This window comes from Corallococcus exercitus (genome assembly GCF_042231735.1).
GTDB classification, from domain to species: domain Bacteria; phylum Myxococcota; class Myxococcia; order Myxococcales; family Myxococcaceae; genus Corallococcus; species Corallococcus exercitus_B.
Genome location: NZ_CP102577.1, coordinates 3949446 through 3961579, shown reverse-complemented (window position 1 = coordinate 3961579; position 12134 = coordinate 3949446). Strand labels below are relative to the sequence as shown.

Sequence of the window (12134 nt, the reverse complement as noted above, 5' to 3'; positions counted from 1 at the left end):
GGGAAGGAGGCCCAGGACGGAGGAGGGCACACGTCGGCGGCGGTTCACCCACCTGGGTGCTGTGCGGGCGTCCGGGCATGAACTCCGGGCGTTGTGACGCGGGGCGCGGTGATAAGGACGGCCCCGCTGTTACCTCCCGTCACCCGTTCGCAAGGACCTTCATGCTCACGCTGCGCGGGGCTCCGGCCCTCTCCGAATTCAGGCTCGCCAAGCTGCTCGTCCGTTGCCGGGAGCGGGTGCCGACGGTGGCCACCCTCTACTCGGAGTTCGTGCACTTCGCGGACACGTCGGCGCCGCTGACCGGGGACGAGGCGGAGCGGCTGGGGCGCCTCCTGGAGTACGGCCCCCACGCGGCCAAGCGCGAGCGCAACGGCACGCTGCTGCTGGTGGTGCCGCGTCCGGGCACGGTGTCGCCCTGGGCCTCCAAGGCGACGGACATCGCGCACCACTGCGGCCTTGCGCAGGTGCGCCGCATGGAGCGCGGCATCGCGTTCTTCCTCACCGGCCCCGGTGGCCGGCCGCTGGACGCGAACGAGGCGGAAGGGGTGCAGGCGGTGCTGCACGACCGCATGACGCAGGCGGTGCTGTCCCGGCTGGAGGACGCGGAGGTCCTCTTCCGCGCGGACGCGCCCCGGCCGCTCACGCGCGTGGACGTGCTGGGCGGAGGCCGCGCGGCCCTGGTGCGGGCCAACGGCGAGCTGGGCCTGGCGCTGGCGGAGGACGAAATCGACTACCTGGTGGAGCGCTTCACGGAGCTGAAGCGCAACCCCACGGACGTCGAACTGATGATGTTCGCGCAGGCCAACAGCGAGCACTGCCGCCATAAAATCTTCAACGCGTCGTGGACGGTGGATGGCAAGCCGCGCGAGCGCTCGCTGTTCCAGGCCATCAAGAACACCTTCGCCCAGAGTCCGGGCGGCGTGCTGTCCGCGTACAAGGACAACGCCGCCGTCATCGAGGGCTTCGAGGTGGAGCGCTTCTTCCCGCAGGGCGAGGCGCGCGAGTGGGGCACCGTGCGCGAGCCGGCCCACATCATGATGAAGGTGGAGACGCACAACCATCCCACCGCCATCTCCCCGTACCCCGGCGCGGCCACGGGCGCGGGCGGTGAGATTCGCGACGAGGGCGCCACCGGGCGCGGCGCGAAGCCGAAGGCGGGCCTCACGGGCTTCTCCGTCAGCCACCTGCGCCTGCCGGACTTCGCGCGGCCGTGGGAAGCGCCCTACGGCAAGCCGGACCGCATCGTGTCCGCGCTGGACATCATGGTGGACGGTCCGCTGGGCGGCGCGGCGTTCAACAACGAGTTCGGCCGGCCCAACCTCACCGGCTACTTCCGCAGCTTCGAGCAGCAGGTGCCCACGCCGGAGGGCGTGGAGGTGCGCGGCTACCACAAGCCCATCATGCTGGCGGGCGGCCTGGGCAACATCCGCGCGGACCACGTGAAGAAGGCGCCGCTGCGCGCGGGGGACAAGCTCATCGTGCTGGGCGGCCCGGCGATGCTCATTGGCCTGGGCGGCGGCGCGGCGTCGTCCATGGCGCAGGGCGCGAGCGCGGCGGACCTCGACTTCGCCTCCGTGCAGCGGGACAACGCGGAGATGGAGCGCCGCTGCCAGGAGGTCATCGACCAGTGCTGGATGCTGGGCGACAAGAACCCCGTGCGCTCCATCCACGACGTGGGCGCGGGCGGCCTGTCCAACGCGCTGCCGGAGCTGGCGCACGACAACGCGCTGGGCGGCCGGCTGGAGCTGCGCGAGGTGCCCAACGACGAGCCGGGCATGTCCCCGGTCGAAATCTGGTGCAACGAGGCGCAGGAGCGCTACGTGCTGGGCGTGGCGCCGGAGGACCTGCCGCGCTTCGCCGCGCTGTGCGAGCGTGAGCGCGCCCCCTTCGCCGTCCTGGGCGAGGCCACCGCGGAGCAGGTGCTCACGCTCACGGACCGGACGCTGGGGGACACCCCCATCGCGCTGCCCATGGACGTCCTCTTCGGCAAGGCGCCGCGCATGCACCGCGAGGGTGTGTCGCGCCCCCTGAAGCACGCGCCGCTCAGCGTCCCGTCCGACTTGAAGGCCGTGGCGCACGCGGTGCTGTCGCACCCGACGGTGGCGGACAAGTCGTTCCTCATCACCATTGGCGACCGCACCGTGGGCGGCCACACCGCGCGCGACCAGCTGGTGGGCCCGTGGCAGGTGCCGGTGGCGGACTGCGCGGTGACGCTGTCCTCTCTGATGTCCGACACGGGCGAGGCCATGGCGCTGGGCGAGCGCACCCCGGTGGCGCTGGTGGACGCGGCGGCCTCCGCGCGCATGGCGGTGGGCGAGGCGCTCACCAACCTGGCGGCGGCGCGCATCGCGAAGCTGTCGGACGTGAAGCTGTCCGCCAACTGGATGGCGGCGGCGGGCAGCCCCGGCGAGGACGCGAACCTCTACGCGGCGGTGCACGCGGTGGGCATGGAGCTGTGCCCCGCGCTGGGCATCGCCATCCCGGTGGGCAAGGACTCCATGTCCATGCGCACGCAGTGGCAGGAGGACGGCCAGAAGAAGGCGGTGACGGCGCCCCTGTCGCTCATCATCACCGCGTTCGCGCCGGTGCTGGACGCGCGCGTCACGCTGACGCCGCAGCCGGTGGACGTGGCGGGCGACACGCGCCTCTTGCTGCTGGACGTGGCGAAGGGCCGGCAGCGGCTGGCGGCCTCCGTGCTGGCGCAGGTGCAGCAGCAGGTGGGCCCGGAGTGCCCGGACGTGGACGACCCGGCGGCGCTCAAGGGCTTCTTCAGCGCGGTGCAGGAGCTCCACGCGGCGGGCGTGCTGCTCGCGTACCACGACCGCTCCGACGGCGGCCTCTGGGCCACGCTCGCGGAGATGGCCTTCGCGGGCCACTGCGGCCTGGACGTGGACCTGTCCCCGCTGGGCGGTGACGCCGTGGCGGCCCTCTTCAACGAGGAGCTGGGCGCGGTGGTGCAGGTGCGCGCGGCCGACGTGGCGCGCGTGCGGGAGGTCCTCGCGCGCCACGGCCTGGGCGCGCACGTCCACGAACTGGGGCGGCCCACGCCCGCGCAGGTGGTGCGCGTGCGGCACGGCGGCCGGGAGCTGCTCGCGGAAGAGACGGTGGCGCTCAAGCGCACCTGGTCGCGCGTGAGCTACGAGATCCAGAAGCTGCGCGACAACCCCACCTGCGCGGAGGAGGAGTACGCCGCGAAGTGCGACGCGGGAGACCCGGGCCTGTCGCCGGTGCTCACGTTCGACCCGAAGGTGGACGTGGCGGCGCCCTTCATCGCGAAGGGTGCCCGGCCTCGCGTGGCGGTGCTGCGCGAGCAGGGCGTCAACAGCCAGCAGGAGATGGCGGCGGCGTTCACGCGCGCGGGCTTCACCGCGGTGGACGTGCACATGAGCGACCTCTTGTCGGGCCGCGTGTCGCTGAAGGACTTCCACGGCGTGATGGCGTGCGGCGGCTTCAGCTACGGTGACGTGCTGGGCGCGGGCGGCGGGTGGGCCAAGTCCATCCTCTTCAACCCGCGCACGCGGGACGCCTTCTCGGAGTTCTTCGCGCGGCCGGACAGCTTCGGCCTGGGCGCGTGCAACGGCTGCCAGATGTTCGCGCAGCTGCGCGAGCTCATCCCCGGCGCGGACGCGTGGCCGCGCTTCGTGCGCAACGCGTCCGAGCAGTTCGAGGCCCGCCTGGGCACGGTGGAGATCGCTGCGTCGCCGTCCCTCTTCTACAAGGGCATGGAGGGCAGCCGCATGCTCATCGTCGTGTCGCACGGCGAGGGGCGGGCGGAGTTCGCCAACGCGGAGGCCGCCGCGCGCTTCAACGCGTCCGGGCTGGTGACGACGCGCTGGGTGGACAACCGGGGGCAGGTGGCGGCGAAGTATCCGGCCAACCCCAACGGCTCGCCGCATGGCATCGCGGGGCTCACCACGAAGGACGGGCGCTTCACCATCACCATGCCGCACCCGGAGCGCGTGCACCGCACCGTGCAGCACTCCTGGCACCCTGCGGAGTGGGGCGAGGACGGCCCCTGGATGCGCATGTTCCGCAACGCCCGCGTCACCCTGGGCTGACGCGCTCCGGCGTCATCGCAGGAAGGCGTCCCGCACGGCGTCCAGCAACGGGTTGGCACCGGTCTCCGGATCGGTGCAACCCTGGTTGAGCGTCCAGAGGATGGTGCCGCCGTAGCCCTCCTGCTTCACGAAGGCGCCCTTGGCGGCGATGGCCTGCGGGCTGTCGTAGGAGATCCACGTCACCGTGCCGTCCTCCACGAGCTTGTCCGGAGCGAACGTCACGTAGCTGGCCTGGGCCTTCTCGTCCCACTGGTACTTCCCCTGCTTCGAATAGCGGAGGATCTTCTTGTAGGTGAACGAGTTGTCCCCGCCCACGTAGTCGGACCAGTTCGTGAAGGGCTGGTAGGGGCCGGTGATGTGGCGCCACGCGAGGCCATAGAAGGGGATGCCGATGCCCAGCTTCGCCTTGGGGATGCCTGCCTTCACCCACAGCTCCAGGCTGGACGCGATGGACGTGGGGTGCAGTCCCTGTTCGCCCTTGAGCGCGGACGTGTGCCAGGACTTCCAGCCGTCCCACGCGCCAATCATCTCGTAGGACATCAGGTTCATCTGGTCGAAGTACTTCGCCAGCTCCGCGAACCAGGGGTCCGCGTCAGCGGGGAAGTTGGTGTTGATCCAGTGGAGGGGGAAGGTGAGGAGCATCTTCGGCCGCGCCTCGCGCAGGGCCTTCACCAGGGCCAGCAGCTTGGGCCGGTCCTCCTTCTCCACGGGCTCCCAGTCCAGGTCCAACCCGTCGTAGCCGAAGTCATCCATGGCCTTGAGCAGCGAGCGGACGAACTTCGCGCGGTTCGCGTCGGACGCCGCGCCCACCCAGCCGTCGTGCTCACCGGAGCCACCCACCATGATGAGCGCCTTGCGGCCCGCGGCGTGCGCGCGCTTCGACAGCGTGCGGGCGATCTCCGGCCCCCGGTCGTTGTCGAACTTCGTGCTCAGCGTACCGTCCGCCTTCGGAGTGACGCGGCCCACGAGGATGTGCGTGAGCGCGCTGAAGTCCACCTTCTCCGGCGGATAGTCGTCCGCGTTCCAGCCCGTGTAATAGCCCGACACCCACTTGCCGCCGTGTCCCGGGCGCGCGATCGCGGCGGGAGCCGCGCCCACCACGACACTGGCCACGGCCAGCTGGCTCGGGTCCGCCTTGCTTCGGGCCATCACCCGGTAGGTGCCCGGCTTGCGGGGCGCGGTGTAGACGCCGGTGGGGCTGACGGTGCCCCGCTCGTTCCCCGGCTCCACGCTCCAGGTCACCGCCGGGTCCTTGCTGTTCGTCACGGTGGCGCGGAAGGCATGCGTGGCGCCAGGAGCCAGGAAGACCGCGGGCGTGTCCAACGTGAGGCTCACCGGCCTGGGGCCCTGCTCGATGCCAATGTCGTCGAAGAAGAGGGGCGGCAGCGTCCTGCCGCTGTCCTCCTGCAGCCACAGGCCGGTGATGCGCGTGCGGCCTTCGGGCAGCAGCTTCGCCAGCGGCACGCGGCATGTCGTCCACTTGCTGGCTGGAATGGTGCCGCCCGCGCAGGTGGGGCCCAGGGGCACGCCCACGGGCTGCTCGGATCCGATGACGACGCGCGCGCGCACCGCCGCGTTCGCGCCATCCTTCCCGCCGTGCACCTTCAACACCAGCGTGTCCTCGGGTGCCACGTCGAAGCCCGGGTGGCCGAAGTACAGCGCCTCCCACGGCCCCAGCGTCACGGAGATGGCGTGGCTGCCCGAGGCCCCCGGGACGGTGGCGCTCATCGCGTGCGCGCCAGCCCACGTCAGGTCCTCCCAGGGCGAAGCCAACCGGTCCTGATAGAGCCACGTCGTCCGGAGCGACGTGGGCGGTGCGGACTTCGGGGGAGGGGCCGCCTGGGAAACACCGCACAGGAGTAGCGCGGTGAGCAGTACCCAGGGGCCAGCCGGAGGTCGTCGCATGGCCTCCCATCCTCGCAGACGAGGGGAGACGCGTCCTGCATCAAGAGACCCGGTGAGGCGCCAGGAGTTCGTCAATCAGCCCCGCGACCAGGAATTCTCCGTGGCGCTGCGCACCTGGGCTGAACGCAGTAACGAGGCCACGGGAGCTGGAGCGGATGGGGCGATAGGGCCACGGACAGAGTTCCCCTGCCGGGCGCGATGTCCGCGAACTGGTCCGACAGTCGGACCAGTTCGCGCCGCTTCCGTCCCGAGGCCGCCCCGTTCCCGTTGGCGACATGGACGGTGGCCCACGCGTCCATGTCAGACCCGTCTGGTTGGATGGGCGAAGCATTGGCGAGAAGGGCGGCGGCGATGGTGCGGGTGGGGCTTGTGGCGTACGTGGAGGCGCAACTCGAGCGGGACATCGCGCTGGGGCGGCTGCCGAGGAACGGGCGGTTGGCCTCGGAGCGGATGATGGCTCGCCGCTTTGGGGTGAGCCGGGGCACGGTGCGCGAGGCGCTGCGGCGGTTGGCGGCGCGGGGCCTGGTGGTGCAGCGCTCCGGGCGCCAGGCGCGAGCGGTGACGCTGGACGAGTCGCTGACGCTGGAGAACCTGGGCCTGGCGCTGCATGACGAGCGCTCCGAGGAATGCCGGCGGCTGCTGGAGGGCTTCTTCAGCCTCAAGCGGCAGGTGCTGGTGGAGCTCCTGGCGGACTGCTGCGCGAGTGCCTCCGAGCGGGACGTGAGCCTGCTGGAGGACACCTGCTACAGGCTCTCGGACGCGGCGCACTGGAACCCTGGGGCACGGTGCGCGCAGCTGGAGTTCGAGTTGCTACGGCTGGCGGCCCAGGCGGCTGCACGTCCAGGGCACCTGCTCCTCATCCAGTCGCTGCAACGGGCCTTCAGGGGCATTTCGGCCCGGCTGCTTCCCTTCATGGGCGGTGAGTCGCTGCGCGCATGGGCCATTTGCGCGATGCATGCCCTGGGGGAGCGCAACATGCAGGCGCTTCAGCGCCAACTGCCGGCGTTGCTGGAGGCGTGTGATGCGCTGGTGCTCGACCAATTCGCCCCACGTCCTCAGGAGCAGGTATCTCCCGAAGCCTCTAACGCGCAGGAGAGCCCCCTCGGCGACCCCTCCCCCGTCACCGCGTCGGACGATACGTCCGAGGCATGCTCTTGTGTCGAGACGGGCACCGGGCAGGACGATTCGCTGGAGGCGCGCTCATGCGTTGAGGCGCGTGGACTCGACCGCATCGCGCCAGCCGCCGAGGAGACCAGGCCACTCGGAGTTGCCCTCGGTTCCCCTGGGTGGGCCCTTCCCCTGGAGTCGGACAGGGGAGTGCCGAGCTCTCCAGCCACTCCGTGGGCCGTCTCCTCCGAGCCCGGTGGAGAGGGCGCAGGGGGAGACGTGACGGGCGCGACCTCGGGCAACTTGTCCGACTGTCGGACAAGTTGGGACGCGCCGTCTCCAGACGCTGGCCTCCAGCTCGAGGCTCCACCCACCGACTCCCGCGGACAAACCCGCGGGGCGGTGGGCAAGGAGGGCGGACCGCTTCACGGCGCTCAGCGCGCTTTGGGTCGGTGGGCTGTGCGGCTCTGGCGCTTCATTGCCCGTTCGAATTCCTGGTGACCGGCTTCAGGCCCGGACCAGCTCGATGGGGCTGCCTTCGGGGACGTGCTTCATCGCCACGGAGTTCATGCAGTAGCGCAGCCCCGTGGGCGGCGGGCCGTCCGGGAACACGTGGCCCAGGTGACCGTCGCAGCGCGCGCAGCGGACCTCGGTGCGGATCATCCCGTGCGACACGTCGCGGATCTCCGTCACCGAGTCCTCCGACAGTGTCTGGGTGAAGGACGGCCAGCCGGTGCCGGACTCGAACTTCGTCCCGGACTTGAACAAGGGGTTGTTGCAGCCCGCGCACACGTAGGTCCCCGGCGTCTTGGTGCCGAGGAAACAGCCTGACCCCGGGTACTCGGTGCCGTGCTGGCGCAGCACCTGGAACTCCTCGGGGGTGAGGCGCTTGCGCCACTCTTCGTTGGAAAGGTTGAGCTTGTCCGCCATGGGTCCTCCTCCACGTTTCGGGCCCTGAAGCCCGGAGCACGGCCTTGGATGCACCGCCAGCCTTCGCGTCGCACGCTACACCAGGGAGGCAGGCAGGGGCCTGCTTCCCCACCGGCATGCCTCGCGTCCCGGCGGGCTCCCACGCCTGCGGCGAAGGGAGCGGTGCGCCAGTTGTACTTCCCCGGGGCGTCGCGCCCGCCACCAGGAGGCCTGACGATGCGGATTTCGGAACTGATGACCCGGGACGTAGAAACCATCGATGCGGACGAAAGTCTGCGCTCCGCCACCGAGCGGCTGGAGTCCTCGAGCCTGGGCGCGTTGCCCGTGACCGAACACGGCCGGCTGGTGGGCCTGCTCACCGACTCGGAGCTCTCCCTGTGCTCCACCGTCCACGGGCATGACCCCGACGTCACCACCGTGCGCGAGGCAATGTCCGCGCCGCTCGTCACCTGTCCGGAGGACGCACCGCTGGAGGCCGGCGAGCGCCTGATGGAGGAGCACCACGTGAGCCGCCTGGTCGTCGTGGACGCCGAGCATCATGCCGTCGGACTCCTGCGCCTGGACGACGTCGTCTCCGAGCCGCTCATGCTGCTGCGGCCCGGTGAGCCGCTGGAACACCTGAGCCTCTACTCCTGAAGCTCCAGAGGGCCCGGCGCTCCCTTCAAGTCCGCGAAGGGAGCTCCGGGCCGGTGCCTCAGGTCCTGACGCTCAGCCCGCCACGGCCGGCTGGCACGCGGCGGACAGCCACGCCACGGCGTCATCCCAGGGCAGGTCGCGCTGCGCGCCGTCGCGCTGCCGCAGGCGGACGCCCTTGGACTCCACCTCGCGGCCACCCACCACCGCGAGGAACGGCACCCCGTCCTCGTGCGAGCCCAGGACCTTCTTCGACAGCGACTCGTCCCGCACGTCCGCCCGCGCGCGGCAGCCGGCCAGCCGCAGCCGCGCCGCCAGCGCCTCCGCGTAGCCGGCGGCCCCCGCGCCCACGGAGGCCACCACCACCTGTTCCGGCGCGAGCCACGCGGGCAGCGCACCGCCATGGTGCTCCAGCAACATGCCGATGAAGCGCTCCAGGCTGCCGAACAGCGCGCGGTGAAGCATCACCGGGCGCAGGCGCTCTCCGGACGCCCCGACGTAGTGCAGGTCGAAGCGCTCCGGCAGCACCAGGTCCAGCTGGATCGTCCCGCACTGCCACGCGCGGCCCAGCCGGTCCTTCAGCACGAACTCCAGCTTGGGCCCGTAGAAGGCGCCCTGGCCGGGCTGGTCCTCGTACACCAGTCCTGCCTGCTTCGCCGCGGACTGGAGCCACGCCTCCGCCTGGTCCCACAGCGCGTCACTGCCGGCGCGCAGCGCCGGACGGCTGGAGAAGGCCACCTGCACGTCGTCGAAGCCGAAGCCCGCGTAGAACGCCTTGAGCGAGCGCACGAAGCGGACCACCTCCGCCTCCACCTGCTCCGCCGCGCAGAAGATGTGGCCGTCGTCCTGCGTGAACTGCCGCAGGCGGAACAGCCCGTGCAGCGCGCCGCTGGGCTCGCTGCGGTGCACCAGCCCGAACTCCCCCAGGCGCAGGGGCAGGTCGCGGTGGCTGGGCGCCATGCGCTGCACCAGCTGGATGTGGCCAGGGCAGCTCACCGGCTTGAGCGCCAGGTGCCGGTCGCCTTCCGGCATGCAGAACATGTTCTCGCGGAAGTTCTCCCAGTGGCCGCTCTGCTCCCACAGCGGCTGGGAGCACAGCTGCGGCGTACGGACTTCGCGGTAGCCCTCCTCGCGCATGCGGGCGCGGACGTGGTCCTCCAGGAGCCGGTACAGCATCAGTCCGCGCGGGTGCCAGAACACCATGCCCGGGGCCTCCTCCTGCAGGTGGAAGAGGTCCAGGCGCTGGCCCAGCGCGCGGTGGTCGTGTTCATCAAGCATGGGTCGTCTCCGTGTGTCGGTCGGGATGAAGCAGCCGGGGCCGGACACGGGGCGTGTGAGGTTGCACGGTCGCCCCGGCCGGACTGCGGCGGGGCGGGAAACCGTGCGCTCGTCAGGCCACCGACACGCGCACCGCACCCACGCCCGCCGAAGCGGTGGTGGTCTGGGTCGCGGTGGTGGTGATGACGAGGCTCACGGGACAACAAGTGCTCCCGGGCGCACGGAAAGTCAAGCCGTGCCCCGGGGCAGGGTGCCTCAGCCCAGCAGGGCCAGCAGGCCGGCGAGGCCCACGAAGAGGTAGAAGAGCGACTCGCCCGCGATGAGGCCGCCGCCCACCAGGGACATGGTGCTCATGTCCTCCGGCAGCACCGCCTCCCCGGGCGCGGGCTCGCGCTTGAAGCGCTTGGAGACGGTGTTGAAGACGGACGTGAGGATGCCGCCCACGCCGAACCAGATGGCCGCAGGCAGCGCGATGAAGCCGCCGAACGCGTACGCGTAGGGACTGGCCAGCACCAGCGAGTCCATGGCCCAGCCCACGCCGAACCCCGTGCGCGACCCCTGCACGTAGCGCAGGTACGCCGGATGGCGGCGGACCCCCTTGCGGATGACCTCCAGCGTGAAGCCGATGCCCAGGCCCACGAGCAGCGCCGTCACCTTGTGCGCGGACAGCGTGCCCAGGTCGCGGATGGCGCCCACGAACTTGTACGTCATCGCGGAGCTCCACTGGGCCACCTTCACGTCCGGGTGGTCCAGCTGGTTGACGGACAGCACCGGGTAGGCGCCCATGAACACGCGCGCCAGCACCACGCACAGCACCGCGCCCATGAAGATGCCCAGCACCTGGTAGCGGAACTGCACCACGCGGTTGGTGCCCAGGCGCCACCCGGTGGAGCGGTCCTGCTGCATGTCGCAGCCCACCGACGTGGAGATGAGCAGGATGGAGGACGCCATCAGCCCCACCAGCGGATCCTTCAGGCCCAACAGCGACATCAGCAGCACCGACATCACGAAGGCGCTGGAGATGGGGTTGTTGTCGCTGATGCCGTAGGCGATGCCGTTGATGAGCACGAACAGCAGCGACAGCGCGAGCCCGAAGAGGATGAAGCCCGCGGGCTGGTGCAGCACCTGCGTGGCCACCACCACCACGGCCGCGCCCCAGCCCACCACCCAGGCGATGAGCCGGGGCACGTTGACCTTCTTCCACGCGGGCTCATTGTCCGCCGGGGCCTGCGCGCGCCCCCGGATGCGGTCCACCGCCTGCACCGCGAGCAGCGCCAGGTCCACCAGCGCCGCGCCGCAGATCATGGCCAGCGACACCAGGAAGCCGATCTTGCGGTACGGATCATTCGGGCCCAGCCACCCGATGTCTCGCAGGTACGGCGTGATGGCGAAGCCGATGAGGCCCATGAGCATGGCGGGCACGGTGATGCGGCTGCCCACCACCATGCCGGCGCCCACCGTGGAGCTGCTCACGCTCAGCGCGGCGATGGCGGCCACCTTCTCCGTGAGCCACGCGGCCAGGATGCCCAGGCCGGTGCCGCCGCCCAGCTTCGCGATGGAGGCCTTGAGCAGGCGCTTGTCCGTGAGCGCTCGCAGGATGTTGGCCACCGCGTAGCCGGACGGGTAGTCCAGCTGGAGCCGGTCCACCAGGAGCGGCGTGTAGAGCATGCCCACGCCCACGCCGAACATGCCCACGCACCCGACGAAGAGCATCAGCTGCCACGCGGGCGGCTGGGGCATGCCCAGCCACACCATGGATTGGATCAGCACGGCCATGGCGCACAGCGAGGCCACCGACGCGGCCATCGTCTGCATGTAGTTGGCGCCGTGCTTGCCCTCCGCGCCGTAGCCGTAGGTGACGACGCTGCCCAGGATGCCGGAGAGCACCTGGCTGGCGACGAAGAAGCCCAGGCTGAAGTTCATGTACGCCGCGGCCACGCCGCCCAGCGGGCCCAGGAAGAGGATGGCCACGGACGCGAGCAGCAGGTGGTACTTCCACGTGCCCACCGCGGGCAGGAAGCGGAAGCGCGGCGTGACGGCGTCGGGCACGGAGGCCAGGGGGGCGGAAGGCTCCGGCGGGAGCGGCTCGGCGGGGTGGGCCATGGGTGCGGGGGAGGGTACCGGCCTCCCGCGGGGCCCACAACCCACACGGGCGCGGGCGGCCCGGCGGCCGGTCGCAAGCGCAGGCCCTTGCGAAGGGCCTGGCGCCATGCGACGTCGCAC

7 protein-coding genes are annotated in these 12134 nt (G+C 71.1%); 3 read left to right on the top strand and 4 right to left on the bottom strand.

The annotated features are described in order from the left end of the window. The first annotated feature begins 161 nt into the window (after positions 1-161). Positions 162-4058 carry a phosphoribosylformylglycinamidine synthase gene (gene purL, locus NR792_RS15340; RefSeq protein ID WP_375760771.1) on the top strand — a complete coding sequence of 1299 codons (3897 nt, stop codon included), beginning with the start codon at positions 162-164 and terminating at the stop codon, positions 4056-4058. Positions 4059-4070: 12 nt separating this feature from the next. Here the strand turns inward: purL and NR792_RS15335 are convergent, their stop codons facing one another. After that, positions 4071-5963: a glycoside hydrolase family 18 protein gene (locus NR792_RS15335; RefSeq protein ID WP_375760770.1), complete on the bottom strand. Its 1893-nt coding sequence runs from the start codon at positions 5961-5963 to the stop codon at positions 4071-4073. 330 nt (positions 5964-6293) lie between these two features. Here NR792_RS15335 and NR792_RS15330 point away from each other — a divergent pair, with 330 nt between their 5' ends. Further along, positions 6294-7571, top strand: a complete 1278-nt coding sequence (locus NR792_RS15330; protein WP_375760769.1) for a FadR/GntR family transcriptional regulator — start codon at positions 6294-6296, stop codon at positions 7569-7571. A 6-nt stretch (positions 7572-7577) separates the two neighbouring features. Here NR792_RS15330 and msrB read toward each other — a convergent pair whose 3' ends face one another. Further along, complete coding sequence (gene msrB / locus NR792_RS15325) at positions 7578-8000, bottom strand: peptide-methionine (R)-S-oxide reductase MsrB (protein WP_120526020.1); 423 nt, start codon at positions 7998-8000, stop codon at positions 7578-7580. Between the two features lie 216 nt (positions 8001-8216). On the opposite strand from msrB, the gene NR792_RS15320 reads away from it, so the two are divergent. After that, positions 8217-8636: a CBS domain-containing protein gene (locus tag NR792_RS15320; RefSeq protein ID WP_375760768.1), complete on the top strand. Its 420-nt coding sequence runs from the start codon at positions 8217-8219 to the stop codon at positions 8634-8636. Positions 8637-8708: 72 nt separating this feature from the next. Here the strand turns inward: NR792_RS15320 and thrS are convergent, their stop codons facing one another. Beyond that, complete coding sequence (gene thrS, locus NR792_RS15315; RefSeq protein ID WP_375760767.1) at positions 8709-9911, bottom strand: threonine--tRNA ligase; 1203 nt, start codon at positions 9909-9911, stop codon at positions 8709-8711. A 255-nt stretch (positions 9912-10166) separates the two neighbouring features. Next, positions 10167-12014: an OPT/YSL family transporter gene (locus tag NR792_RS15310; RefSeq protein ID WP_375760766.1), complete on the bottom strand. Its 1848-nt coding sequence runs from the start codon at positions 12012-12014 to the stop codon at positions 10167-10169. Between the last annotated feature and the right edge of the window lie 120 nt (positions 12015-12134).